The sequence below is a fragment of the Chryseobacterium artocarpi genome (assembly GCF_001684975.1).
Classification (GTDB): Bacteria; Bacteroidota; Bacteroidia; order Flavobacteriales; family Weeksellaceae; genus Chryseobacterium; species Chryseobacterium artocarpi.
This window is the reverse complement of the sequence record NZ_MAYH01000034.1, coordinates 100645-127506: the sequence shown is the minus strand read 5'-3', so window position 1 is coordinate 127506 and position 26862 is coordinate 100645. Positions and strand designations below refer to the sequence as shown.

Sequence of the window (26862 nt, the reverse complement as noted above, 5' to 3'; positions counted from 1 at the left end):
TTTATGTTGATTTATAGGGAATTGAATGAAAAATAAAAGTTGAAAAAATAAACAGAAATATGAAGAAAGTATTTCAATAACTTACTGTTTTTTCCTTTATTTAAAATTACAGCTGAATAATTGAACCCTTATAAAATCTTGTGAGATCATACAGGTCATTAAAATAACGTTGAAGATCAGCGCTGTTTTTCTGATCAAAATTCTTTAAATCCGGATGATTTTCTGCTGAAGAATACAAAGCCTGGTAATCCTGTTTTAGATAATCAGAAAGAATATTTTCATTATCATATTCCTTGTTGATGATTTCCATGACGAAGATTCCATAGATCAGAAATTCACTGAAATTCTTAGAATCCACAATATAATTCATATTCTGCTGAAACAGTTTTTCATACGTTGAAAGAATCTGTAAATAATTTTCTGTATGATGAACAGAAGGAATTTCATAAAAAAGATCAATCCCGTTAATGAAAAGCTGGGTTTTTATTTCCTCATGATCTGATTGATAGGCTTTATTGAACCACGAAAATATCTGCGAAAGCTCTTCTTTGGAAAGTTCTTCTACAGAGTCTTTTACTTTTTCTTTAATCAGTTCAAGGTTTGTAGCTCCATTAGGTTGAAGAAAGTTCAATATGTTTTCTTCCTCACGGCAAAGTCTATTGTACAAATTAATTTTGGCAATATTTGGGTTGGTTTTGATGAAATAAAGTTCTTCTGTCATAACGAATTACCAAATATTTTTATGGAAATGGTAATTAAAGATACAAAATATGTTGAAACTTTATTATAAAAATATTATGCAGTGAATGGAATTACAACCACTGAAAATGAACACTATAGTCAGGCTTTAATTCAGTATCGAGCATTATTTTTTGTACCATATAAGAGCGTAGAACTGTATGATAAGACTAGAATAATGATTTGGTTAATCTATATGGTTTTAAATTTATTTTGCTTTTTCAATACCTCAAAAAACTCAGATCGTTTCATGCAAAGCAATTCTGTTTCCTTCCGAGTCTTCAAATTCCGCTACTGCAAAACCATATTTTTCATCAATTCTTTTAGGATAAAGAATTTTTCCGCCCTGTTGAAGTACTTTTTCCAGAGTAGTATCAATATTTTCTGTTTTAAAATAAATAATAACTCCATTTTTTGAAGGTTTATAAACATCACCTTTTGCCAGTGCACCAGTGATTCCACTATTTTTTTCTTCAAATGGGAATAGTGCCATTTCATAATGATCAATGATTTCTTTTTCAAAACTGAAGTTGAAAACAGCGGTATAAAATTTCTCTGCACGCTCCAGATTATCCACAGGAATTTCAAAATAGACCACAGGATTAGTTTTACTCATATTTTTATTATTGTTCTTTGTTTGCGATGGTTTACAAGATGAAAAACCCAATATCAGAATAAGGAATAATAACGATAGTTTCATTAGTTTTTTCATTAGTTTAAATATCGTTCTTATTTTATAATAACACGAATTTTCATCGCAATTTTTGTCAGGTTTTAATTATTCATTAAGCCGATAGAATTTTCCAATTGTAAAAAATAGATAGACTTCTCTATTTTTTATGTAGCTTTGTTAAAATTTTCAGCATGAAAAAGGAAAAAGTACATGATAGAATTCTTAGAGTAGCTTCAGAATTGTTTTACAAACAAGGATTTAATTCTACCGGGATCAATCAGATTATTGCTGAGGCTGATATAGCTATTGGTTCGCTGTACAATCACTTTTCATCTAAAAATGATCTTCTTCATGCCTATCTGATTAAAGAAGAAAATAATTGGCTTGAGGGATTAGAAAAGAGCCTTGTCAATATTGCTGAGCCAAGTAAAAAGCTTTCATCAATTGTCGATTATCGTAAAAAACTTCAACAATCTTCAAAGTTTGCTGGCTGTCATTTCATTAAAATTGTTTCTGAGATGGGTGAAGGAAATCCTGTGGTATCAGCTTTCGTCAAAAGTCATAAGGAAAAGCAGAGGGAAATTATTTATACAATTGTAAAAGAGGGTGTAGCAAGTAATCCGTCAATGAATATTGATTTAATCACTGATCAGATTTTCCTTTTGATAGAAGGTGCAGTCGTGACTTCTACGATCAGTAAAAACAACGATTCTTTTGATCATGTAAAAAAAATTGTTCAGGGTTTGTTATCCTAATTTTTTTTTTGATCATTAAAAATAGATATATCTATATAAAAATGAAAAATAACTATTTAATATTAAGTATAATACTTCTTGGGCAATTGTTGACAATCATGGATATTTTTATCATCAATGTATCCATTCCTTCTATACAGAGAGATTTACATGCTTCTAACGGAGAAATGCAGTTTATAATTGCTGCTTACCTTATTGGCTTTTCTTCTTTTTTAATTACCGGTGGGAGATTAGGAGATTTGTATGGCAGGAAAAAGATGTTCATTATTGGGCTGCTCTTCTTTATGATCAGTTCTATAGGGTGTGGAGTTTCATCCGGTGCAATACAGCTTATTATTTCAAGATTTATACAAGGGATAAGTGCTGCATTGCTGGCTCCACAGGTACTTTCAATGATACAGATTCTCTTTCCTGATCATGAACAGCGTACCAAAGCAATGGGTTGGTACGGAATTACCATTGGAATTGGAACGATTGCAGGACAGTTTTTAGGAGGTTATTTTTCATCATTAAGAGGATTCGAAGAACCTTGGCGATTTATTTTCTTCATTAATGTTCCTGTATGTCTGCTTGCTGTATTTTTTAGTGTTATAAAATTGCAGGAATCTAAAGTGATAATGAAGCAATCATTTGATATTTGGGGGGTAGCTACCTTATCCACAGGGCTTTTCAGCATAACTTATGCGCTTACAGCTTTGGAACAGGATGAGTTTTCACTTCAAAATATATTTGTGCTCATTATTTCTGTTATAATATTAGTTTATTTTATACAGAATCAGAAAAACAGGATGAAAGCTGATAAACCGTTTCTTATTGATTTTGAATTGTTTCGGTTTAAGAATTTCAATCTGGGAATCATTGCGGTTTCTTTCTTTTTTATCATGTTGGACTCTTATTTCTATATTCTGTCTGTCTTTTTTCAGGATGGATTAAAAATAAGTTCTTTGAAAGCCGGGGAAGTCATCGTTTTTCAGGGAATAGGATTTATTTTGGCGTCAGTTTTTTCGGTGAAATTTATATTGAAATACGGAAAGGCAGCTTTGATTTTTGGACTTGGATTTATTATACTGGTTCTTATTATTCAGATCATTGTGTTCAGATTTCAGGATGACTATTATCTGTTTTGTCTGTTGTTATTTCTACATGGTTTGGGTGTGGGGTCTATTATTCCTTCGCTTGCCAACATTGCACTTTCCGGAATGCCAGACAAACTCATTGGTAATGCATCAGGAGTTTACAATACTTTTCAACAGATAGCTGCTATCATTGGAATTGTAGCTGTGGGAAGCATATTTTATTATTTCCTTGGAGAGAAACCTGTGGTGAAGCACTATCACAATGCTTTTACAATAGCGGTAATTCTTAATGTCTTTTGTCTAATGTTTGTATTGGTCGCAGTTTTTAAAGTACCGGATTATGTCCTTCCGAAACCGTTTAAAGTGAATCCGAAAATTACTGAATCTTCAATTAATGAAAAGTTTCACAGATAGTAAATTTGAATTTAATAGTTACCATTAAAAACATGGTTGAATTATTTTTCTACAGAAATCAGTAGCATCATTGGTCTTCTGAGCTCATCTTTCATTCCTGGGATTTCTTTTAACATTTCCTGGCTAGGTTCAGGTTCAATGATTTCGTTTATTTTAAAACCATGCTTTAATAGGGTGTTCAGATAAGAAGTTAAAGTTCTGTGATATTTGATAACGTTTTCTCCTAAGAATGTGGTATTTCTTTTTCCTTCAATGAAATATTTGTCGACGGGCCAACAGGTTTTCTCTCCGGTTTGATCATAAATCCAGTCCTGACCTCCTTCTGCTGTAAAAACAGGATGTTCCACAGAAAATACAAAATGTCCGCCAGCGGTTAACCATTGATAAATATTTTTTGCAATATCATCAAATGATGCTACGTAATGAAGGGTAAGTGAACTTAAGACAATATCAAACTGTTCGGAAGGATAGTTTACATCTTCCAAAGCTTTTCTTTCATATTGAATTCCTTCCAGATTATTAATTTCCTGAGCTTTTGCCAGCATCTTTTCCGAAAGATCGATTCCAACTACAGATTTTGCTCCGTTTTCTATGGCGTACCGACAATGCCACCCAAATCCACAGCCTAGATCCAGAACATTTTTATCTTTAAAATCTGGTAACATATTTTTCAGAGCATGCCATTCTCCGGCACCTTCCAATCCCAACTGAGATCGTAGCATTTTCTCATACCGATCAAAAAATGAAGGGTTATCGTATTTGTTTTCTTTCATAAGATGTAGAATTTGCTGTTGTTAGGATAAAATTACGATTATTAATCGAATAGTTTTTAGACTTAAAAAACAAAAATCCTTTAAAGAATAAAGGATTAGAAATTATAGATGTAAAATTGTTTTATTTTTGACTTTCGCGCACTGCACGAATGAGTTCCTGATTTCGTTCATTGGCTCTTTCATTATTCAGAGACATTACTGCCCAGATTGCAGCAGGAAGCCATCCGATCAATGTAATTTGAAGAATCAAGCAGATAATTCCGGTAAGAACTTTTCCACGGACAATAAAGGATAAGAAGGGAAGTACAATAGCTAAAAACATGATGTATACTTTTAAGGTTATATAGTTAAACAAATATATTGATTTTCAATATAATGAAAGTAATTGGCTGATAATTAATTCTGAATGTGTTTATTCCATAATTTTTCAGCATATTCCCTAAATACTTTCGGACCTTCTTTAAATGCTTTATCAAAAGTATAGTTGCCCCCTTCAAACATAGGTTCATTATTGTCATTGATTCCATATTGAATTCTTGATTCTCCACGGATGGCAAATTTTTTATTGCCTTCATACATAATGATCTTCATGTCTGAAGGGCTTACATCACCATGACAAACCGTTTTGTACATCATCCAGACTTCAGCAATTCCGTTGTGATCCAGATCGGTTACGCTTAAAGTATTTTTTACAAATTCGGCTACGATATCTACCGGACAGTCTTTAATGTAATCATAGACTTTCCATATCTGTTGATTGTTTTGCAATGAATAACAATGGGCGAAAATCTCAGCGTCACCACTGTCATCAAATTCATGTGGAAGATTTTCATTTCTGTAAATTCCCGTCTCGGAAGTAATGACAATATATTCGCCTGTTTTATCTTTCCATCGGAACCCATCTCTGAAATTTCCTTTATACTTTATTGTTTCCGGAATTTTTGCAGAATCAATTCTTGCAGCAATCAGAGAATCGGTTTTTTCAGTTTGGGTAATTTCTGGAGAATTATTATGCTCTGGAGAATCTTTCTTTTCCTTTTTACAATTCAGCAGAAATATGAAGGGAATACAGTAAAGAAAAGCTTTTTTCATGTGTTATTTCGTTTTGTTGGTGTGATGAAAAGGTTCGAATCTGCGTCTTTCAGATTAAATAGGATGTGTTCTACTATTGGATTTTATATCCGTAGATAGTATTCTTCAGTCTTTGATCTCCATTTTATTTGCTTACAACCAACTCTTTGATCGTTTTATCCGTTTTCAACAACTCTCCCTGTGGAATCTGATGATTAAGATCCGTGAAAAGTAAGTTGGAAACCCAACTGTTTTCAATATCGTGAATATAATAAGAACTGATTAATCCAAAATCATCAGAAATATAAGAAGAGAGTTCAGATGATCCCGTAAGTTTAAAAATAGATACAAAAATTTCCTTTCGGATTTGGGTTATTGTATCTTCTGTTTCATCATCCGTTACTTTTTCTTCAATGACATGGTAAGCTTTCATCCATGCATCCGAAAATGTTGAAGAATCTCTGTTATCCAGGATTTCATCAATCTTTTCCGGATCAATATTGTGAAGAGCAGCTTTTAGCGATTCATTAAAATCTGCTTCCAATTTATTTATTTTTTCTTTCATTATATAAAAAGATCTTATCTAAAACTCTTAACGGGACTGTGGTTCGAAATGCGCTTTAAAGGTAAGAGGATTCTCCACTTTTTCTTCAACATCTTCAAGATATTCTAAATATTCTGACTGATGTTTTTCCATATAAATCATAACAATAGTAAGGTTTACAAAAAGGTTTTTATCTTCAGAACCTAAATTTAAAGCCAGTGTCAAATATTCCAGAGCTTTCTCATTTTCACCCATATCGGAATAAATTGCACCGATATTAATTAAGGCTGAAGTATTTTCAGGTTCGATCAGAAGAATTTCATCCAGTTCTTTTATTAAAAGCTCATTGAGCTCATCCCAATGGTCTTCATTTTCCCATCTTTTAGCTTGGAGTTTTTTTACATTTTCTAGCCTTTTTATTATCGTATTCATGTTCATGATTTAAAATTACAGAATTATTTTTCTTCCGTGTAAATTCCTTTCTGCAGTTGTGGTTTCCAGTGTGTCAGGTCCAGAATGTCTGATGAAAATTTTATTTAAAACTGGGGTAAATTATAGATGTTTTAATCCTGTATTGTAGACAAAACTCCATTGTTGAAATATAGATAGGTTCCAAAGCCATAAACCCACTGTTCATGAGCGTACCCTTTCATTGTGATTCTGTTGATATCCAAAGGTTCTCCCCATGCAAGTCTGCACATTTCCATATTCATTCCTATGGCAACTTTACTGTCAGCAATTAAACTTCCGAATTTTGCACCATACTTATTGATATATAATTGTCTGTTTTTTTTATCTTCCGCAATACGTTTTTGCTCATCTTCTTTTTCCTGCTTTATTTTTTCAGCTTCTGCTAATTTTTTCTCCTCCTGAATTTTATCGTATTGTACTTCAGTAATGAAAGAGCTGCGTAGTTGATCTATATCTAAAACAATCGTATTATTTTGATTCGTGAGGTAATAAAGAGGTTTTAAATATTTAGCTTTATTGGTGTCTGTTAAGCTCAAATCTTCACAAAACCATTTTTGATTTTGCTCAATATTGACAATATCTCCAGTCTTGCTATTGACCAAATTAGAAATGTTTTTTGTAGCCACTAAATTTTGACCAACAAAATCCCTTTTTGCTTTTTCAAAGTAGGGGACAAGAATGAAAGGATAGTTTCCAAAGTTTCTAGCCTCATTTACATTCCAGTAAAGGGTGTCATTTGTTTGATCTTTTTTCAGCTTTATTCTTAATTCAGCAGTTTGGGTAGATAAATCTGATGGAAGATCTTCCAGTTTTTTGAATTTCTTGTCTTGGGAATATTTGTCTCTTCCTTCTATTTCGAGTATCGTAAAATACTTTGATTCTACTTCAGACTGTTTGGTAGCTGCATATCCATATATTACTCCATCAGTAGGATCTGTTTTTACAGAAATAAATTCCGGCAGATAAATATTGGTATTTAATTTATCAAGATCTTCATATTGTTTAAGAGCCCTCTGATATTGATCTTTAGCAGCTTCTGAAAGTCCTTTTCCTCCATTAAAAGCTTTGTATATGATGATATCATTGAAAGGAATTTTTCCCGGTTTTTTCAATGAGGTTTCTTTGTCAGTTGTTAAATAATCAATAAACTTTTTATCTGTTTGAGATGGTGTGAATTTAGTAGATTTTGGTTTTAAATATAATTTGTATCCTAAATATTGCTTATAATCAATAAATCTTTTTTGTTCCTGAATATTTGATAAGCTGTCAAAAGACTTGGGTTTATAATAAGGTTTTTCAACTAAGCTTTCGTTTCTGATTGTAATTTGTGAATAGGCGAAATTCGAAATAAGAAGTAATAAAAATAGTACCGTTTTCATAATTGTTTTTATGAGGCGAAACTATAAAAAATAGATAATAAATAAAATTAATATTGGTACTTTGTTTCAAATTCAACTGAAGCTTTTTTATCACCAATTCTAAAAGACTAATTCAAATTCAATACGTCATGCTTATGCAAATTAGTTCTATTGATTCTGTATTAAATTAAAAAACCATTAAGCTTTAATAAGTCTTAATGGTTTTCAATATTATTTTTTATCCAAATGCCCTCTTCAACAAGCTTTCCACTTTAGGTTCGCTTCCTCTAAAGGCTTTATACAGCTCCATAGGATCTTTTGTGCCTCCTGAAGAAAGAAGAATTTTATATTTTGCTGCAATTTCAGGATTGAAGATTCCATTTTCCTTAAAATACTGGAATGCATCAGCATCCAATACTTCTGCCCATTTGTAAGAATAATATCCTGCAGAATATCCGCCCTGGAAAATATGTGAAAAGCTTGGGCTCATCGCTGTTTCAGGGTTGGAAGGATAAAGCGCTATGGCTTTGGTGTATTTATCTTCAAATTCTTTTACACTTTCATGTTCCAGTTCGTTGACTTTGGTATGATAATTCATATCCAGTAATCCAAAACCAAGCTGTCTTAAAGTCTGATAGCCTTCCATGAAGTTTTTAGACTGTTCTATTTTTTCTATTTTTTCATCTGGAAGAACTTCTCCTGTTTTATAATGTTTTGCAAACGTTTTTAAGAATTCAGGCTCATAGCAGAAATTTTCCAAAAACTGGGACGGAAGTTCCACAAAATCCCATTTTACAGAAGTTCCGGATAGAGTAGGGTATTGAGTATCCGCCATCATTCCGTGAAGAGCGTGACCAAATTCATGGAATAAAGTCGTTACCTCCTGGAATGTCAATAAACTAGGCGTATCTTTTGTCGGTTTACTGAAGTTACAAACAATAGAAATATGCGGACGGGAGTTTTCTCCGTTCTGCTGATACTGGTTTTTATAACTCGTCATCCATGCACCGGCTCTTTTTCCTTTTCTTGGAAAATAGTCAACATACAGAAGTGATTTATAATCTCCATTTTCTTTTACTTCATACACTTTTACATCTTCATGGTACTTTGGAATATCATTTCTTTCCTCAAAAGTTAACCCAAATAGTTTTTCAGTCAATCCAAAAACAGCCTCCTGAACTTGGTTCAATGGGAAATAAGGTTTTAATTCCTCATCATTAAAATCATATTTCTCTTTACGAAGCTTTTCAGCATAAAAAGCGTGGTCGTAGCTTTGCATTTCATCAATACCATCAGCTTTAGCCAAAGATTTTAACTCCTCAATTTCTTTATCAGCGTATGGCTTTGCTTTCGTTAAAAGTTCATTCAAAAACTCAAAAACCTTTACCGGAGATTTTGCCATTCTTTCTTCCAATACAAAATCTGCATAATCTTTATATCCTAAAAGTTCAGCTTTCTGTTGTTTTAAAGTAAGAAGTTCTTTGATCAGGTTTTGGTTATCATACTCTCCGCCATCAAAAGATTTTTTGCCATTTGCCAGTGCAAGTTCCTTTCTAAGCTCACGATTTTCTGCATACGTCATGAAAGGAATATAGCTTGGATACTGTAATGTAACTACCCAGCCTTCAAGATTTCTTTCTTTTGCTTCCTCTGCATACTGTTCAATAATTGCTTCCGGAATTCCTGCCAATTGTTCCTTATCCGTAATGTGTTTGAAATAAGCATTCGTAGAAGCCAGTACATTTTGTCCGAACTGCAAAGATTTTAAAGAAAGGTCCATACTGATTTTCTTTAATTTTTCCTTGTCTTCTTCATTTAATAAAGCACCGCTTCTTACAAAACCTTTGTAGGTTTCATTCAAAAGCATTTCCTGCTCTTCATTAAGGTTATATTTTTCCTTTTCATCATATACTTTTTTGATTTTGTTGAAAAGGGCTTCGTTTTGAGATATTTTTGAAGAATATTCTGTTAAAATAGGAGAAACTTCCTGAGCGATCTGTTGAAGTTCATCACTGGTTTCTGCAGAATTTAAATTGAAAAAAATATTGGAAACCACATCTAATTGTTCACCGGAATAGGCAAGAGCTTCGATAACATTTTCAAAAGTAGGATCATCAGAATTGTCAACAATGGCATTGATTTCTTCTTCTGATTTCTGGATCAATTCCTTAAATGCCGGAAGATAATCTTCATTTTTGATGTCACCAAACGGTGCTGAGTGATATGGAGTGTTGAATTTTTCTGTTAAAATATTCATTTTTCGATTTTTAGTTAAACGTAAATGTAAGGATTCATCGGGGAATCCTGGTTGAAATGCACAAAAATAATGCCCGGAAACTGAATTATGACAAAAATGCCTTAACTTTAAATAATCTTGTCATATGGAAAGAGGGAGTGATGTGGGAATATTTAATTTTGAAAAACAAATCTTAGATTCATTTAAAATAAATAACCTTAAATAAATAGACTATGAAAACACTCTTAAAATTTATCGGCATCATCATTTTGCTGGTTATTGTATATGCTGTAATCGCCATGTTGGCTTTCAGTAAAGATTATCATTATGAAAAATCTGTTGTCATCAATGCTCCAAAGGAAAAAGTATGGCAATATATAGGTTCCAATAAAGGAATAAATGCATGGAATCCTTTTGCTAAAGGTGATCCTAATATTCAGATTACATATTCTGGAACAAGCGGGCAGGTAGGTGACACTTACAAATGGAAAGGAAATGAAAAAGTGGGCGAAGGAGAGCAGATGGTTACAGATATCATTCCGAATGAAAAACTGGGTGCAAAACTTCATTTTATCAAGCCATTTGAAGGAGATGCGAAAATTGCTTTCGTGTTAACTCCTGATGGAAACGGTACAAAAGTAACCTGGATATTTGATAATGAAATGAATACAATAATGAAACCTATGAAACCTATGATGGATATGAATATGAATAAAATGTTCAATCAGGGACTTGAAGATCTGAAGAAATTATCAGAAAAATAAAATGAAAAGCCTTGTAATATTCTACAAGGCTTTTTTATGCTGTAGATTTTATTTTCCTTGATAACAATGATAGAGTTTTTGTCTAATGTATGTAACTATGGATTATTAAATATTTTTTATAGAAATAGGAAAGTATAATTATTATTTTAAAAAATATTATCTTTATATAAAGAATCGATTTATGGAGAAGATTGTATTTGAAAAAAGTGATATCAGAGACTTTGTAACTACTACTATTGCAGAGAAAATTGAGAAGCTTAAAAATTTTATCGAATTTACTCAGGAAGCGAGTCGTGATATAAAAAAAACACCAAAGTACGACAGCATGAGAGAAGAAATGCAGGAGGAAATCTATCAGATGCAGCGACAGCTTGGTGCTTTGAATGATCTGAAAAGGAACATGGCAAAAGTACTGAATAACTCTACAGAAAGAATTCAGCTGGGATCTTTGGTGATTACCAATAAAGCCCGTTTTTATATTTCCGTTTCATTAGGCGAATTTTTCTTTGAAGGAGATCGCTTTTATGCCATTTCTCCAGAGAGTCCCATGGCAAAAAAAATGATGGGAATGAGAGCAGGTGATGAATTTACTTTGAATAAAATCCACCAGAAAATAGTGGAGGTACTATAGAATGATAAATTTTTATTTCGCGATTGAATTTTCTATGATTCGATAAATACAACTTCAAATAAATTTGAAGTTTTTGTTTTTATTTAATACTTTGGACCTCAAAAATATATAACCATGACATTTGAGAGTTTAAGAACCAATAAATTCAATCAATGGGTCATTATCCATTTGCGCTATTTGTTGGGGTTCGCTTTTTTTCCATCTGGATTAGTGAAATTGTTGGGAGAGAGGTTCACCAGAATTTCAACGGATCATCCAATAGGATTTTTTTTTGAAGCCTTATATCAATCTGGTTTTTACTGGAATTTCTTAGGACTGGTTCAGCTCACAGCCGGAATTTTACTGATGACTCAGCGGTTTGCAACTTTTGGTGCATTATTATTTCTTGCTATATTGACGAATATATGGATCATCACTATCAGTCTTTCTTTTACGGGAACCTGGATTATAACGTCCTTAATGATGATTGCTGTTCTGGTACTTATAATGTGGGATCAACATAAGCTACTTCCAATTTTTAATTATAATAAAGCAAGCACAGTGAAGGTATATCCCGATCCTGGTTACGGCTGGATCATTGCAGGTGTGATATATACCATAAGTTTTATCGCTTTATATAGGCTGAATCCTATAATGGGAGAAGGGTATGAAAAATGGTTGGGAATATTATTTGTTTTAATTATTCTTGTAACCTTTGTTATCAGTAATTACAAAGCATATAAAAATCGTAAACTAGCTATAAATACTTAACGTTTTAAGTACAACAGATTGAATTTCATATTGTAAATTTGCAGGTATGAATAAAGCAGAAGTTTTAAAAGAAATTATAGAGCAAAGGAAAAGTATTTTCCCAAAAGATTATACGGATGCAGAAATCTCTCAGGAGATTATTGATGAAATTTTACATTCAGCCACACTTGCTCCTAATCATAAACGTACGAAACCTTGGCGTTTTAAAATATTCAAAGGAGAGGAAAAAGCAAAATTGGCTTCAGAAATGCAGGCTATCTATAAGGCTACTCAGCCTGAACAACTTTTTTTGGAGAAAAAGTATAATGATATTGGCTTTAAAATCAATAAAGCAAATGTTATCGTTTCCATAGTTGTTAATTTCAGTGGAATGGTCCCTGAATGGGAAGAGATTGCAGCAACATCTATGGCGGTTCAGAATATGTATTTAAGCTGTACTGCTAATAATATAGGTTGCTACTGGAGTTCCCCTAAAATTGTTGACTATCTTAAAGAATCCTTGACAATAGAAGAAAACCAGAAATGCCTTGGACTTTTCTATATGGGAGAAGTATAATTAATGAAGAATATTTACCGTAATTATAATGAAGAAGATCTGCTTGTGGCTTATCTTCATATGACTGATCATACCGGCACAATAAATAATGAGATGCGTGAGGTGATCAATCAAAAATTTAATTATAATGAGTTTGTAAGTAAGGCTGAACAGCGGAAAGCTTTGATTAAAGAAAAGGGTAGAGTTGCTTTTGAGGTTTATCATAGTGTACAGAAAGGAGAAACAATCAATTCTGTTCACAATAATATCTCATCAGAAGTAATGGACCAAAGAAGATTTTAAAATTTTTATTCTTGAAAAGTTTGAACAGTTTTCGAGAGTGAGGGAAAATGATAGGATTGATAAAAAAACAATTTATAGAAGTCTTTTAGGAATTGTTATTGCTTCTATTAATGGTTTACTTTTTCTTTATACTATACTTTCGTTTACTTCTGAATTTTCATTCTTTTTACTTATACCGGTTTATATCTTAAATTATTTGGTGATTAGATGGATTACAAAGAAAACCAAGGATAATATTATTGTATTTTTGGCTGTTTTGATTTCGGTCATTATTTCAACCGTTTTGCCCTTTATTTTGCTGGTTTGAAAAAAATATAAAATTATATCAATTTAAGATTATCTAATTGGAAAATTTATTCTATCTTTGCACTCTTAAATATTTAACTGGGACGAGTTCCCGTAAAATTCAAACATTATGTCAGTAAAAATCAGATTACAAAGACACGGTAAAAAAGGAAAACCTTTCTTCCACATCGTGGTTGCAGATTCTAGAGCTAGAAGAGATGGTAGATTCATCGAGAAACTAGGAACTTACAACCCAATTACTAACCCAGCAACTATCGAGTTGAACGTTGATTCTGCTGTACAGTGGTTAAACAACGGTGCTCAGCCTACTGATACTGCTAGAGCTATTTTATCTTACAAAGGTGCTCTTTACAAAAAACACTTACAAGGTGGTGTTGCTAAAGGTGCTTTTGATCAAGCTGAAGCTGAAAAAAGATTTAACGCTTGGTTAGAAGCTAAAGAATCTAAAGTACAAGGTAAAGTTGAAGGTTTAGCTACTGCTAAAGCTGATGCTAAGAAAGCTGCTTTAGAAGCTGAAGTAAAAGTAAACGAAGCTAGAGTTGCTGCTGCTGCACAAGCTGAAGCTGATGCTAAAGCTGCTGAGGAAGCTGCAAACGCACCTGCTGAAGAAGTTGCTACAGAAGGAGAAGCTGCTGCTGAAACTGAAGAAAACACTGAAGCTTAAGAACATTCTTGTTATGCGTAAAGAAGATTGCTATTTGTTGGGGAAAATTACACGCAGACACGGACTTGCGGGCAACGTTATTCTTAAATTGGATACCGATCAGCCCGAGCTTTACAATAAATTGGAATCAATATTCGTTGAAATCAACGGATTATTGGTTCCATTTTTTATTGCAAAATCATCATGGAGCAAATTAGATGCTCTGAACATTGCGTTCAAAAACTCTTCTGAAGCTATGGTAGACCAGTCTTTAGGCAAAAATGTTTACCTTCCTTTAGCTTCTCTTCCCAAGCTTACAGGGAAACAATTCTATTACCACGAAATCATCGGATTTGAAATCTTTGATGAAAACGATAACAACTGTGGAGTGATCAGATCTGTAAATGATCAGACAGCACAGGTGTATTTCATTACCAATCTGGATGGAAAAGAAGTGGTAATTCCAATGATCAAAGACTGGATTCTTGAAGTAGATAGAGAAGAAAGAACTATCAAAATGGTACTTCCTGAAGGGCTTATTGATGTTTTTCTGGTTCCTTCTAAGAAAGACGAGTAAATAATTTTCTTTTTATGCATGATCAGTTTCCTTATTGGTCATTCGCTTTTCATAAATAATCTTTATCATTTCCCTGAAATCAATTTCTTTTTGATTTTCAGAAATACTTCCATTGTGAACATTTATAATATACTTAAATGTCTAGATCTTTTGTGATGTCTTTTCAGAGTAAAGAAATTTTATAAAACCTGCTGTAAGAATACAACCTAAAGCGGTCATCAGTACATCGTAAATATCCATTGGAGAGCCCATAAAAAACTGAATAACTTCCCAAAGTATTAATCCGAAAAAAGTAAATAATATTGAAAAGATTAATTTTTTTGAAGAAGAAGCATCTGTACGAAAAAGAAGTTTGTAGAATACAAATATTGATACACAAATTCCAGTAGCAGCGAAAAAGTTGGGCAATGTTCCCTGAAGAAAATCCTGAGCTTCAGAAAGATGCATGTGTTTGGCTCTTATCCATTTTAAGATAAATACACCAATCATAGAAAATAATCCCCAATACCAAATTGCTTTTACTTTTTTATCTGTTTTAATCTCAAGTTTAATTTCTTTCTTTATTTCGTTGAATGTCATTGTTTGTATGGGATTAGTTTTACTAAAAATTGATTATTGTTCAAATATACATAATTTAGTTTCTGGTGAAAAAATATTTTAATACAACCTATAATTATCTCAAAAGTTGATTAAATATTATAATTTTTGATTTAAATTTTCAATCTGTTCATACATTTTATTAAAGAACATCTTTCTTTCCCGGTTTCCGGATTCATTCAATGATCTTGAATTTTTGATCTGGTGTTCAAAATAGCTTAAAGAATCTTCACAGGTTATTTTATCATTGGTCATCATGTATCCAAACATACTGAAAGGGATAAAGAAAGAACATTGTTGCTCATTTTTAAACAAAATACTGTTGTTTAAAATCACCAGATCGTTGATGTAAATCTGAAAATTAGATTTTTCCAATGTTTTATTTTCCAGATCCATTAATAATTTCTTCAGGTCTTCGAGAATCAGTTCAATGTCATTTTTTCTTAGTAAACCCATTTCAGAGTAAAAGGTAATCTGTCTTAAAGCGCTCAGAATGGTAGTGTCATTCCAAATTTCTGTAACATTTTGCTTGTCATATAGGTCCTTAAGCATTTCATTTTTAACAGAATGATATTGCATATTAAATTCATGAAAAGGACTTAAAAACTTATCCTGATTCAACAGATTCATCCAGACATAAAATTTGAAACGGGACAAAACAGAATCTGAAATGGTATAGAAAAACGGAATATCTTTAGCGGAATAATATACTTTAGAATGGGTAATATCCTGAAATACATTCAGAATTTTAAGTGAGTTTTCAAAGTAATTTAAAAGATCTTCGGTAGTTTTTACTGGTTGTGTTCTCTTAACAACTAATTGATTTTCCGCGCCTAAAAACTGGTCAAGAGAGATTTGATAATATTTTGCAAGTTCCAGCGCTTCTTCAAAACTGAATTTTGCTTTTTGTGAAGTCCTCCTGTGAGCAGCATCATAGCTGATATTAAGAATATTAGCAATCTCGTCGTTTAGTGACCGGTCGCCAATTTTTCTCCGGATTTCTTTTAATAAAGCTTCCTGGTGCATAGTTTTGTGATTTTCACAAATGTAATATTTTTTTTAATGTGTTTTCACATTCAGAAATCTTCCTTGAGCGGATAATTTTGAGCTATAATTTTAAAGTTAGAAGTTATGAAAACACAATTTTTTTTAATACCAATACTTTTATTCAGTAGCATGATCTATGCATCAGACACTATAAAAGCAGATTCTTTAAGACCTCAAGTTTTTGGATTTTCACCCTCAAAAAATGTAAAAAATATAAATGGTATTTTATTTAAATACTTTGAAGAGGATGGTGATCTCGTTCCCAAGAAAGTAAACGGACTGGTTATGGGAGCAAATATAGTGGGCATTTTTTATCCTTTTTTATTGGCTTTTAATTTACCGGATGCATTAAGTAAAGGAAGTTTGAATGATGACTATGAAGTTGTTTCTGAAAATAAAATGAATAAAATCAACGGGCTTCAGTTATCTCTTATTAATATGGAGCCTACAATGACCAATGGTTTGGAGATCAATGTTTCAAGTAATATTAATTCATATGCTATCACCAATGGAATGGCTGTTTCTCCACTTTATAATTTACATCATGAAATAAAAGGTGTTTCTGTAGCTCCTTTTGCGAACGTCGGGCAGAAATGCAGAGGACTTCAGATATCATTGTATAACAGTTGTGAGGATTTTCGGGGAATACAGATCGGAGCATGGAATGAGAACGGAAAAAGAAAGCTTCCTTTTATCAATTGGAATTTTAGAAAACAAAAAAATCAAAAGCCATGAAAAATTTAGTTTTAATAATGGTATCAACAATAATGACTTTTAGCCTGAGTTCTTGTGTGAGTTTTAGAAAATCAATGATTAAAGATGATTGGCTGGAAGTGAAAAAAGAAAATGTTCACATGATTGACGGAGATTATGATTACAATGGATATGAGTATGTAAGGAATGATAATGTAAAATCAGATACAGCAGGGAATGTTGGAGATATACTTGATGTGCAAAGTTCATTGATTAATAATTGTGATCGGGTGAGGATAAAATCTGTACCATTGGTGAAAGACAAAATGTATGAGATACAGTTTGCCTTTTTAAAGGGTAATGAAGTTAAATATCTTTTTAAATATGATGCCGAGCTTAAAAAAGGAATGCTTTTACTTAAAAACTACACTTCAAAATGCCACGGAGTTCCTTATTTATTAGGAGGTTGTCAGGTTTCCCAATCAAGAATGGGATTGACAAGGGATAAAAATCTTCTTATTCAGAACTATAAGGATAATAGTGGAGCCTTACTGCTTTTCTTCTGGTCCGGATACACGATCAATTATGCAGAAAAATATAAAAGAATCAACCGATGAAAACAATATTTTTAATAGCATCTTTATTTCTTTTTCAAGGAATGATATATGCACAGGACTCTCTTGTTGCTACAAAAAGCAAAGTTGTTTCAATAACACCTTTGAGCGGAAAAATAAAAGAAGTAAACGGGTTTGCTGTAGGGTTGGGCGGAAGCCTCATGGATAATAGCAGATATAGCCAGAAGATTAATGGTTTTAATTTGGAGCTTAACCCTTTGGGACTTGTGATCTGGATGTTTTATGACCCATCAAAACCGAGAGATGATAGTTCCCCACTTACAGTAAACGGGCTTAATATTTCAAGTGCAGGGTATGGTAGAGAAGTAACTCATCACGGGCTGTCTGTCTCCCTTTACAATTATAGTAAAAAAGTAAGTGGTGTTTCAGCTTCAGGACTTATGAATTATATGGATAAAGGAAATGGTGTTTTCATTTCAATGATGGGAAATAATGTAGATGTATTGAAAGGGGTGAGCATATCAGCTTTTAATTCATCAGAAAAGATGGAAGGGGTACAAATAGGAGGTTTAAATGGAGCAGATGAAATAAAAGGAGTTCAGATAGGCATCATTAACAAGTCTAAAAAAGGAAAGGGACTTCAGATAGGGCTATGGAACAAAAATGCCAAAAGAAGTCTTCCGATCATTAATTTTTAAAAATAAAAGATGGAAAAACAGGTCTTAATCCCTTCGTCTTAACCGGTTGGATAGGGTAAAAGAAAACAGTTTCTTTCATTGGATACATTAAATAATTGATAAATGATTTTTAACGAGGGCGCAATCATCAAGTTGCGCTGTTTTTTTGTAACTTTGCAACCATTAATTTTTATACAAAAATTTATTATCAACAAATGAAAAAGCAAACGATCAAAGAAATCCTAAAGGATTACAAGAAAGTATTACATCATGACATTACAGTTTACGGATGGGTAAGATCATTCCGTGCTAATCGCTTTATAGCACTTAATGATGGTTCTACGATTAATAATTTGCAGATAGTTGTTGATTTCGAAAATTTTGATGAAGAGATCATCAAGAAAATTAGCACAGCTTCTTCCCTTAAAGTAGTAGGTGAAGTGGTGGAAAGTCAGGGAGCTGGTCAATCTGTGGAAATTGTTGCTAAAAAGATCATTATTTTAGGAGATAACTTTACAGAAGAGCTTCAGAACACGATCCTTCAGCCTAAAAAACATAGTCTTGAAAAACTTCGTGAGCAAGCACACTTAAGATTCAGAACGAATTTATTCGGAGCTGTTTTCAGAGTACGTCACGCGGTAAGTTTTGCTGTTCACTCATTCTTCAACCAAAATCAGTTCTTTTATATCAACACACCGGTAATTACAGGGGCTGATGCAGAAGGTGCAGGAGAAATGTTTGGCGTGACGAACTTTGACCTAAACAATATGCCAAGAACCGAAGAAGGTGAAATTGATTTTGCTCAGGATTTCTTCGGAAGAAAAACGAATCTTACCGTTTCAGGACAGCTTGAAGGAGAAACTGCTGCAATGGGATTAGGAAGAATCTATACTTTCGGACCTACCTTCCGTGCTGAAAATTCAAATACAACAAGACACCTTGCAGAATTCTGGATGATTGAGCCGGAAGTAGCATTCAACAACCTTGAAGATAACATCGATCTTGCAGAAGATTTCTTAAAATATGTGATCCAGTATGTATTGGATAACTGTAAAGATGATCTGGAGTTCTTAGATAACCGTTTTGCAGAAGAACAAAAGACAAAACCGGAAAAAGAAAGAGCAAAAGAAGGTCTTATTGAAAAACTTCAAAATGTAGTAGCAAAGCGTTTCAAGCGTGTAAGCTATACAGAAGCTATCGAGATCTTATTGAACTCTAAAGAGAACAAGAAAGGAAAATTTGCTTATCCTGTTGAAAAATGGGGCGCTGATCTTCAGTCTGAGCACGAAAGATATTTGGTGGAAAAACACTTCGAGTGCCCGGTTGTATTGTTCGATTATCCAAAAGAAATCAAAGCTTTCTATATGAAGCTGAACGAAGACAACAAAACAGTTGCTGCAATGGATGTTCTTTTCCCTGGCATCGGTGAAATCATCGGTGGATCAGAAAGAGAAGCAAGATTAGACGTATTAAAAGAGAAAATGGCAGATATGCATGTAGATGAGCATGAACTTTGGTGGTACCTTGATACCAGAAAATTCGGTTCTGTGCCACATGCAGGGTTCGGTTTAGGGTTGGAAAGACTGGTTCTTTTCGTAACAGGAATGACAAACATCAGAGACGTGATTCCTTTCCCAAGAACGCCGAAAAGCGCTGAATTCTAGAGTAATAAAAAAAAGCCTTAACATTTGTTTAAGGCTTTTTTTATTTATTAATAGTTTATTATACTGGATGTATAAAGCAAAAATCATGCTAAATGTATTTTTTGTCAAATAAATTTATTAAATTCGTAGAATATGTTATGTTAAAACGCCAATATTAATATGCTTAAACAACACTTACAACTCAAATTAGGACAGAAGCTGGCACCTCAGCAGATCCAATTAATGAAGCTTATTCAGCTTCATACTCTTGAATTTGAAGAGGAGTTGGAGAGAGAGTTAGAAGAAAACCCTGCTTTGGAAATTGCCAAGGATGATTCTAAGGAAGATGAGTATTCTTCTTTGGAAGATGCTTATCAGGATGAGGGTACAGAAAGCATTGAAACAGACTTCGACGTTAATGAGTATATCTATGACGACGAGCCAAGCTATAAAACCGCGTCCAGCAACTACTCTCCGGATGATGAGGAATTTGATAATGAAAGTCTTTTAACGGAAGGGCAGTCTTTGTATGATTATCTGATGGAACAGATTCATCTGGTGAATATCAGTGATGAAGATCTTAAGATTGCAGAATATTTGATCGGAAACTTAGATACAGACGGATATTTAAGAAGAGAGATCAAATCCATTGTTGATGATCTCGCTTTCTCCCAAGGAATCTACACGACCAAAGAAAAAATAGAGGATATACTCGAAAATTATGTTCAGAAGCTTGATCCACCTGGTGTGGGTGCGAGAGGTCTGCAGGAATGTTTATTATTGCAGATTGAAAAGAAAGTCAGTTCAGATAAAGCTGTTTCTTTAGCAGCCAATATTCTGAGACATCAGTTTGATGCTTTAACGAATAAACACTACAATAAGATTATTCAGAAGTATGATATTGAAGAAGATGATCTAAAGGATGCACTGGATGAAATTTCAAAACTTTCACCAAAAGTTGGAGGAAACTTTGATACACAAACGATTACCATCAACCAGGAAATTATCCCGGATTTTGTGATCCAGGTAAAGGATGGACAGGTAATTCCTATGCTTAACAGTAAAAATGCTCCTACTTTAAGAGTATCTGAGGAATATAAAGACATTCTGACAACATATTCACATGATAAAAACTCTTCAGAACACAAACAGGCTGCTTTATTTATTAAGCAAAAACTAGATGCAGCAAAATGGTATATTGATGCAATTAATCAGCGTCAGAATACATTATTGCAAACAATTACAGCTATTGTAAAGTTCCAGAAAGAGTACTTTATCACAGGTGATGAGAAATCTTTAAAGCCAATGATCTTGAAAGACGTGGCAGATATCACAGGTTTTGATATTTCTACAATCTCAAGAGTGGTAAAAAGTAAATATGCTGATACTCCAAACGGTATTGTTTATCTTAAAGACCTTTTCTCAGATAGCTTAACGAATGATGATGGGGAAGAAGTTTCTACAAAAGAGATTAAGACCCATCTTCAGGAAGTGATCAGCAAAGAGAATAAAAGAAAACCATTAACAGACGATGCTTTAGTGGTAATTTTAAAAGAACAGGGTTATAATATTGCAAGAAGAACGATTGCTAAATATCGTGAACAGCTCAATATTCCTGTGGCAAGATTAAGAAAAGAACTTTAATAAAATAAAAAGCATTTCAATTTGAAATGCTTTTTTTGTTTGTATTGGGTATCATTGAAAGTTGGGTTGTTTATTAATGACGGCTTTCATAAAACCACCTCGTCAAAAATTCGAAGAATTTTTGCCACCTCTCCAGGGGAGGAGAATATGCAGTCCTTCAACTGTAATATTCATTATAATATCAATGAAAATAAAAGATCTCGATAAATTAAGTGCTCTTCTCAAACAGTTAGTAGTATCTTAAAATAATTAAAGTGTTCAAAAAACTTTGTGGTTAAGTCATTCAATTAAGCTTTATGGCTTTCCAAACCAAGTTCTTTCATAGAGATTTCTCGCATTTCCACTTTTCTTATTTTTCCTGAAATCGTCATTGGAAATTCATCCACAAACTTCCAGTACTTTGGAACTTTATAATGAGCAATTCTTCCCTTGCAATATTCCAGAAGTTCTTCTTCGGTGATATTAAATCCTTTTCTCACCTTTATCCAAGCCATCACCTCTTCCCCGAATTTATCGCTTGGAACTCCAATGATCTGTACATCCAGAATATGAGTGTATGTATATAAAAAGTCTTCAATTTCCTTAGGTGAGATATTTTCTCCACCACGAATAATTAAATCTTTAATTCTCCCCGAAATGGTAATATATCCATCTTTATCCATTACAGCCATATCTCCGGTGTGCATCCATCGGGCATCATCCAATACTTTTTTGGTGTTTTCAGGATCATTCCAATACTTTAGCATAACGGAATAGCCCCTTGTACAAAGTTCACCATGTTCGCCACGTTTCAGAATTCTTCCATTTTCATCAACAATCTTTATTTCCAGATGATCCTGAACAGTTCCTACTGTGCTTACCTGTTTTTCGAGAGGTGTACCTATTAAAGTCTGTGTAGATACCGGAGAGGTTTCTGTCATTCCATAGCAGATGCTCATTTCTTTAATGTTCATAAGGTTTTCCACCTTTTTCATAATTTCCGGAGGGCATACAGAGCCAGCCATTACTCCAGTTCTTAGGCTTGAAAAATCATAAGAGTCGAAATCCTTAACCGCTAATTCGGCAATGAACATGGTAGGAACTCCATATAAAGATGTACATTTTTCATCCGAAACCGTTTTTAAAGTAATATCGGGATCAAAGCTATCATTGGGAATAATCATACAGGCTCCGTGAGCTGTACAACATATGTTTCCGATGACCATTCCGAAGCAGTGATAAAATGGTACAGGAATACAGACACGGTCTTTTTCAGTGTATTTTAATCGTATTCCAATAAAATAACCATTGTTCAGAATATTGTGATGTGAAAGAGTTACTCCTTTGGGAAAACCTGTGGTTCCGGATGTATATTGAATATTTACAGGATCATCAAACTGTACATGTTCTTCAAAGCTGTGAAGCACTTCATCCGATATTTCCTGTCCATTGTTTACAAATGTCTCCCAGTTATCATCAAAGAAAATTTCATGTTCAAGCGTAGGACACACCTCTTTGGCGTATTCTACCATTTCTTTGTAATTGCTGGATTTAAAACTTAAAGAAGAAAAAATAAAACGAACTTCGGACTGATTCAGAACATAAGTCAGCTCATGAGTTCTGTATGCGGGATTGATATTAACTAAAATAGTCCCAATTCTGGCGGTTGCATACTGTAATAATACCCATTCATAACGGTTGGAAGACCATATTCCTATTCGGTCGCCGGCTTTTGCACCTAAAAAGATCAATGCTTTGGCAATAGCGGTTGTCTGGTTGTAAAATTCCTGGTAAGTAGCTCTGTAATCCTGATGAACGCAGACTAATGCTTCCTGATTGGGGTATTTTTCGACAGTACTTTTAAGATTGGCTCCGATAGTCTGTCCTAATAATGGAACCTCTGAGGCTCCATAAATATAAGATAAAGGCATAGTAAAAAGATTTGGTGAAATAAAATTAACAATAATATCTTGACTATAGCCTATGAATACTAATTTTCCTGTGAGTTTATTTCTTTGAGCTGTTTTAAATTTTTATCAAGTTTTTTAATAATACTGCCGTATACCAATCTATAGTAAACCCAGATCATGGATATAGCGAGTAAAGTACTGACTATAATTCCAACAATAAAGATGGTAAGGTTGGAACTGGTAGGCTGTATATTCTGAGAATTTAAAGTATAAAATATGAAAGATGTTAATACAAGCATAAACGCAATCAATAATACGATACTGATGAGGATGAATGCATTGACTGTTTTTTTGAAATTAATAATTCGGGTAATAAGCCCTTTAAGATTTTCTTCAATCTTGATTCTGCGGTAATTTTGATAGAATTTTAATACGAAATATGCTGTGATTAATAAGCTGAGTATTTTTATGGCAAGATAAGCATGCCCGAAATTATTTTCCACTTCGGGAGCTTCTTGTGCTCCAAGTCTTTCAAGCATTTTACGGAAACTGTCTGATTCTTCCTCCTGAAAGAAGTAAAACAATCCTGCAACAGAAAAGAATAAGAACTCTACAACGCTGATCCAGAAAATATATTTTATGTAATTACGTGACTTTCTGTTCAACATTTGAAGGATCTCAAGGTTGTCATATTTTGGCTGAACAGGTTGTTCCTGCCATGTTTTCTTAAAGCTATCTAAATCAAATTCAGGCATATTTTTCCATCTGTTCTTTAAGGGTTTTCTTTAATCTGTTCATTTTCACGCGTGCATTCACTTCGGTGATTCCTAGGTTTTCTGCAATATCCTTGTAAGGCAGATCATCAAGATACATCATGACAATGGCTCTTTCTATATTAGGAAGAGTCTTGATTACAGTATACAAAAGCGATATCTGTTGTTGTTTTTCATCGTCATCTTCCACAAAATCTTTATGGTTGATGTCCAGTTCATTGGTAGGAAGGCTTTTGCTTTTTTTTCTAAAGAGGGTAATGGCTGTATTAAGCGCTACTCGGTACATCCATGTGGAAATCTTGGAATTTCCTTTAAAAGAATCATAACTCCTCCAGAGTTGTAGTACAATCTCCTGAAAAAGATCCTCCTCGTCTTCCAGAGAATTGGTGTAAAGACGCGATACCTTAATAATCAGACCCTGATTATCTTTGATAAGCTGCGCAAATTCTTTCTCTCTGGAATCCATAGATGTATAATGCCACGAAGATAATAATAATGTAGGAATCAGTGAAAAATATAATACAAAATCGTAAGGAGGTAAAAAATATAAAAATTGTATTTATGAATCAATGTCATTTGTATAGAGGTAAAACAGCTTTACCATTTACCTTTTTACCGTGAAATTTGCGTATCTTTGTCCCACGAGAAAATCGGCTTGTTGATTTCCCGTTTTACGGGAGGTAGGAAAGTCCGGACACCATAGAGCAGCAAAGCGGATAACATCCGTCACCCGTGAGGGTAGGACAAGTGCAACAGAAAGCAGGTACAGTTCGGCTGTAGTGAAACCAGGTAAACTCTTTGCGGTGCAATGGTAAGTATATCGGTTCTTTTCAGTAATGGAAATAGGGGCGGCTCGTCCTGAAAACCGAGGGGTAATCAGCTCAAGTCTTGCAGTAATGTAAGACGTAGATAAATAACAGGCACTTCTTCGGAAGGACAAAATCCGGCTTATAGGTTTTCTCGTAATTTTTTAATGAACGTAAATAGAAATAAAAAATCCTCAGAACTATCTGAGGATTTTTATTTATTCGTTTTCCAGTATTTTCTTGGATTCTAAAAGTCCCTGTTTATCTTTTTCAGACAGCTGAGGATACTTAAGATTCATTTTTTCAAGAGTATCTATGATAATCTGGATGGCAGCCATTCTTGCAAACCATTTATTGTCAGCAGGAAGTACATACCATGGTGCATGATCCTTTGAGGTTTCATTGATAGCCGTTTCGTATACCTCCATATATTGGTCAAATAAAGCTCTTTCCGGAAGATCCCCAGAAGAGAATTTCCAGTTTTTATCCGGCTCGTTTATTCTGTCCAGAAGCCTTTTCTTTTGTTCATCTTTGGATACATGTAAGAAAATTTTAATAATGGTTGTTCCATTTTGAGCAAGATGTTTTTCAAAATTTCGTATGCTTTCATAGCGGTTTTTCCAGAATTTATCATCAAAATCATCCACAGAAGACCATGTTTTTTCACTTAAATTATATTCAGGGTGAACCTTACATACTAAGACACTTTCATAATGAGAACGATTAAAGATTCCGATCATTCCTTTTTGAGGTAAGGCAAGATAATGTCTCCATAAAAAATCATGAGAATATTCTTTCGAACTTGGAGTTTTAAAGCTTGTTACATTACAGCCCTGTGGATTTACCCCACCAAAAACATGCTCAATCATACTGTCTTTCCCTGCCGCATCCATAGCCTGGAGAACTACAAGAAGAGACTGGCTTCCATCAGCATAAAGCTTTTCCTGAAGCTCACGAAGTTTTTCCTTTTCCTGAATTAATAATTGTGTACCTTCTTCTTTCGTAAGTTTTCCTTTATAAGCTGTAGCCGCTTTTTTTATTGAAAATTTTCCGTTTACTTTAAAATCGTCTGAGAAATTGATGTCCATGTGTTTTTTGATTAAAAGATTAAAAGATTAAAAGATTAAAAGATTAAAAGATTAAAAGATTAAAAGATTAAAAGATTAAAAGATTAAAAGATTTTGTTGATAAATTTCAAATGAATATAAGGTTTCATCAATAGAGGTGGACTTTAGCCCGCCTAAATAAATGAAGCAAATTCCACAGGCTTTAGCCCAAGCCTAACGGCCATTTAAGTTGCCATAATTAATCCAAATAATTTACCCCTTCTAATACTACATCTAAAGGTAATAAAAAAACCGCCTCTGATGGAGACGGTTTCTTTATTTTTTTAGTAGAGCTTACTTTGCAGCAGCCTTTTTAGCTAGTTTAGCAGCTTTTTTCTCAGCTTTAGCAGCTTCTTTCTGTTCAGCAGGAGTCAATACTTTTGCTTCTGGAGCGTTAGGATCTACATTACCTTTGATGTAGATTACACTTCTGCTGTTTGCAGGGTCATTAGAGAACACTTCGATCATTTTGTTGAATCCTCCTGTAAGAGCAGTGTTGTATCCAACTTTGATTTTAGCAGATTTTCCAGGCATGATCGGATCTTGGCTGAACTCAGGAGTTGTACATCCACAAGAAGGTTTTACGTTTGAAAGGATCAAAGGCTTATCACCTGTGTTCGTTACTGTAAAGAATCTTGTACCTTCAGAATTTGGCTTAATAGTACCATAGTCAAAAGTAGTTTTATCAAACGTAATAGTTTGTGCAGATGCTAAAGCAAATGTTCCGAATAATGCAATTCCTGCGATTAATTTCTTCATATTCTTGAATGTTAATATGTTTGTTAGATAAATTT

The 26862-nt window shown here is 33.5% G+C and carries 30 protein-coding genes and 1 other RNA gene; 15 read left to right on the top strand and 16 right to left on the bottom strand.

Translation table 11 applies throughout. The annotated features are described in order from the left end of the window. Positions 1-106 precede the first annotated feature (106 nt). Both BBI01_RS12175 and BBI01_RS12170 read right to left on the bottom strand, forming a co-directional pair. The gene (locus BBI01_RS12175) at positions 107-721 is read right to left on the bottom strand and encodes a hypothetical protein (protein ID WP_065394953.1); all 615 of its coding nucleotides are present in this window, start codon (positions 719-721) and stop codon (positions 107-109) included. 255 nt (positions 722-976) lie between these two features. After that, positions 977-1354 (bottom strand): VOC family protein, encoded by a 378-nt coding sequence (locus BBI01_RS12170; protein ID WP_065394952.1) that lies wholly within the window; start codon positions 1352-1354, stop codon positions 977-979. 248 nt (positions 1355-1602) lie between these two features. Here BBI01_RS12170 and BBI01_RS12165 point away from each other — a divergent pair, with 248 nt between their 5' ends. Further along, positions 1603-2166 (top strand): TetR/AcrR family transcriptional regulator, encoded by a 564-nt coding sequence (locus tag BBI01_RS12165; RefSeq protein ID WP_065394951.1) that lies wholly within the window; start codon positions 1603-1605, stop codon positions 2164-2166. A 41-nt stretch (positions 2167-2207) separates the two neighbouring features. Continuing rightward, positions 2208-3656, top strand: coding sequence for an MFS transporter (locus BBI01_RS12160; RefSeq protein ID WP_065394950.1), 1449 nt, complete (start codon positions 2208-2210; stop codon positions 3654-3656). Between the two features lie 41 nt (positions 3657-3697). Here BBI01_RS12160 and BBI01_RS12155 read toward each other — a convergent pair whose 3' ends face one another. The 7 genes from BBI01_RS12155 to BBI01_RS12125 all read right to left on the bottom strand — a co-directional run bounded on the left by BBI01_RS12155 (position 3698) and on the right by BBI01_RS12125 (position 10130). Further along, positions 3698-4429: a class I SAM-dependent methyltransferase gene (locus tag BBI01_RS12155; protein ID WP_065394949.1), complete on the bottom strand. Its 732-nt coding sequence runs from the start codon at positions 4427-4429 to the stop codon at positions 3698-3700. Positions 4430-4550: 121 nt separating this feature from the next. Then, positions 4551-4751 carry a YqaE/Pmp3 family membrane protein gene (locus BBI01_RS12150; RefSeq protein ID WP_228393997.1) on the bottom strand — a complete coding sequence of 67 codons (201 nt, stop codon included), beginning with the start codon at positions 4749-4751 and terminating at the stop codon, positions 4551-4553. Between the two features lie 74 nt (positions 4752-4825). After that, positions 4826-5521, bottom strand: coding sequence for a M949_RS01915 family surface polysaccharide biosynthesis protein (locus BBI01_RS12145; RefSeq protein WP_065394948.1), 696 nt, complete (start codon positions 5519-5521; stop codon positions 4826-4828). Between the two features lie 124 nt (positions 5522-5645). Next, on the bottom strand, positions 5646-6065 hold the full coding sequence (locus BBI01_RS12140) for an immunity protein PIM1 family protein (protein WP_065394947.1): 420 nt from the start codon (positions 6063-6065) through the stop codon (positions 5646-5648). Between the two features lie 27 nt (positions 6066-6092). Further along, entirely contained in the window at positions 6093-6476 is a 384-nt protein-coding gene (locus tag BBI01_RS12135; RefSeq protein WP_123862143.1) for a tetratricopeptide repeat protein, read from the bottom strand. A gap of 131 nt (positions 6477-6607) precedes the next feature. After that, on the bottom strand, positions 6608-7894 hold the full coding sequence (locus BBI01_RS12130; protein ID WP_065394945.1) for a hypothetical protein: 1287 nt from the start codon (positions 7892-7894) through the stop codon (positions 6608-6610). A 217-nt stretch (positions 7895-8111) separates the two neighbouring features. Next, positions 8112-10130, bottom strand: a complete 2019-nt coding sequence (locus BBI01_RS12125) for a M3 family metallopeptidase (RefSeq protein WP_065394944.1) — start codon at positions 10128-10130, stop codon at positions 8112-8114. A gap of 212 nt (positions 10131-10342) precedes the next feature. On the opposite strand from BBI01_RS12125, the gene BBI01_RS12120 reads away from it, so the two are divergent. From BBI01_RS12120 to rimM, 7 genes are all read left to right on the top strand, one after another. Further along, positions 10343-10873 carry an SRPBCC family protein gene (locus BBI01_RS12120; RefSeq protein WP_065394943.1) on the top strand — a complete coding sequence of 177 codons (531 nt, stop codon included), beginning with the start codon at positions 10343-10345 and terminating at the stop codon, positions 10871-10873. Between the two features lie 181 nt (positions 10874-11054). Then, complete coding sequence (locus BBI01_RS12115; protein ID WP_065394942.1) at positions 11055-11504, top strand: hypothetical protein; 450 nt, start codon at positions 11055-11057, stop codon at positions 11502-11504. A 114-nt stretch (positions 11505-11618) separates the two neighbouring features. Beyond that, positions 11619-12254: a DoxX family membrane protein gene (locus BBI01_RS12110; protein WP_065394941.1), complete on the top strand. Its 636-nt coding sequence runs from the start codon at positions 11619-11621 to the stop codon at positions 12252-12254. Positions 12255-12300: 46 nt separating this feature from the next. Further along, positions 12301-12810 (top strand): nitroreductase family protein, encoded by a 510-nt coding sequence (locus tag BBI01_RS12105; RefSeq protein WP_065394940.1) that lies wholly within the window; start codon positions 12301-12303, stop codon positions 12808-12810. Between the two features lie 3 nt (positions 12811-12813). Beyond that, positions 12814-13092 carry a hypothetical protein gene (locus BBI01_RS12100; RefSeq protein WP_065394939.1) on the top strand — a complete coding sequence of 93 codons (279 nt, stop codon included), beginning with the start codon at positions 12814-12816 and terminating at the stop codon, positions 13090-13092. 415 nt (positions 13093-13507) lie between these two features. Then, positions 13508-14062 (top strand): 30S ribosomal protein S16, encoded by a 555-nt coding sequence (locus BBI01_RS12090; RefSeq protein ID WP_065394937.1) that lies wholly within the window; start codon positions 13508-13510, stop codon positions 14060-14062. A gap of 13 nt (positions 14063-14075) precedes the next feature. Next, entirely contained in the window at positions 14076-14618 is a 543-nt protein-coding gene (gene rimM / locus BBI01_RS12085) for a ribosome maturation factor RimM (RefSeq protein WP_065394936.1), read from the top strand. Between the two features lie 141 nt (positions 14619-14759). On the opposite strand, the gene BBI01_RS12080 is transcribed toward rimM, so the two are convergent. Together BBI01_RS12080 and BBI01_RS12075 are read right to left on the bottom strand one after the other, a co-directional pair. Continuing rightward, positions 14760-15197, bottom strand: a complete 438-nt coding sequence (locus BBI01_RS12080) for a hypothetical protein (RefSeq protein WP_065394935.1) — start codon at positions 15195-15197, stop codon at positions 14760-14762. A 117-nt stretch (positions 15198-15314) separates the two neighbouring features. Further along, the gene (locus BBI01_RS12075) at positions 15315-16241 is read right to left on the bottom strand and encodes a helix-turn-helix domain-containing protein (RefSeq protein WP_065394934.1); all 927 of its coding nucleotides are present in this window, start codon (positions 16239-16241) and stop codon (positions 15315-15317) included. A gap of 105 nt (positions 16242-16346) precedes the next feature. Between BBI01_RS12075 and BBI01_RS12070 the strand changes: the two genes are divergently transcribed. The 5 genes from BBI01_RS12070 to rpoN all read left to right on the top strand — a co-directional run bounded on the left by BBI01_RS12070 (position 16347) and on the right by rpoN (position 21494). Next, positions 16347-16997: a hypothetical protein gene (locus BBI01_RS12070; RefSeq protein ID WP_123862142.1), complete on the top strand. Its 651-nt coding sequence runs from the start codon at positions 16347-16349 to the stop codon at positions 16995-16997. Continuing rightward, complete coding sequence (locus BBI01_RS12065) at positions 16994-17572, top strand: hypothetical protein (protein WP_228393996.1); 579 nt, start codon at positions 16994-16996, stop codon at positions 17570-17572. The genes BBI01_RS12070 and BBI01_RS12065 overlap by 4 nt, the downstream gene beginning before the upstream one ends. Continuing rightward, entirely contained in the window at positions 17569-18228 is a 660-nt protein-coding gene (locus BBI01_RS12060; protein ID WP_065394931.1) for an LA_2272 family surface repeat-containing protein, read from the top strand. Before BBI01_RS12065 ends, BBI01_RS12060 begins: the two co-directional genes overlap by 4 nt. A 194-nt stretch (positions 18229-18422) precedes the next feature. Further along, complete coding sequence (gene asnS / locus BBI01_RS12055) at positions 18423-19871, top strand: asparagine--tRNA ligase (protein WP_065394930.1); 1449 nt, start codon at positions 18423-18425, stop codon at positions 19869-19871. A gap of 159 nt (positions 19872-20030) precedes the next feature. Continuing rightward, positions 20031-21494 carry an RNA polymerase factor sigma-54 gene (gene rpoN / locus BBI01_RS12050; protein ID WP_065394929.1) on the top strand — a complete coding sequence of 488 codons (1464 nt, stop codon included), beginning with the start codon at positions 20031-20033 and terminating at the stop codon, positions 21492-21494. A 287-nt stretch (positions 21495-21781) separates the two neighbouring features. Here the strand turns inward: rpoN and BBI01_RS12045 are convergent, their stop codons facing one another. The 3 genes from BBI01_RS12045 to BBI01_RS12035 are packed head-to-tail and all read right to left on the bottom strand — an operon-like array spanning position 21782 to position 24622. After that, positions 21782-23404: an AMP-binding protein gene (locus tag BBI01_RS12045; RefSeq protein ID WP_065394928.1), complete on the bottom strand. Its 1623-nt coding sequence runs from the start codon at positions 23402-23404 to the stop codon at positions 21782-21784. A 59-nt stretch (positions 23405-23463) separates the two neighbouring features. Further along, positions 23464-24138, bottom strand: coding sequence for a DUF8845 family protein (locus tag BBI01_RS12040; RefSeq protein WP_065394927.1), 675 nt, complete (start codon positions 24136-24138; stop codon positions 23464-23466). Next, positions 24131-24622 carry an RNA polymerase sigma factor gene (locus BBI01_RS12035; RefSeq protein ID WP_045500386.1) on the bottom strand — a complete coding sequence of 164 codons (492 nt, stop codon included), beginning with the start codon at positions 24620-24622 and terminating at the stop codon, positions 24131-24133. The genes BBI01_RS12040 and BBI01_RS12035 overlap by 8 nt, the downstream gene beginning before the upstream one ends. A gap of 176 nt (positions 24623-24798) precedes the next feature. On the opposite strand from BBI01_RS12035, the gene rnpB reads away from it, so the two are divergent. Beyond that, positions 24799-25123, top strand: an RNA gene (gene rnpB / locus BBI01_RS12030) — RNase P RNA component class A. A gap of 57 nt (positions 25124-25180) precedes the next feature. On the opposite strand, the gene BBI01_RS12025 is transcribed toward rnpB, so the two are convergent. After that, positions 25181-26050, bottom strand: coding sequence for a polyphosphate kinase 2 family protein (locus BBI01_RS12025; protein WP_065394926.1), 870 nt, complete (start codon positions 26048-26050; stop codon positions 25181-25183). 312 nt (positions 26051-26362) lie between these two features. After that, positions 26363-26827, bottom strand: coding sequence for a DUF1573 domain-containing protein (locus BBI01_RS12020; protein WP_065394925.1), 465 nt, complete (start codon positions 26825-26827; stop codon positions 26363-26365). Positions 26828-26862: the final 35 nt, after the last annotated feature.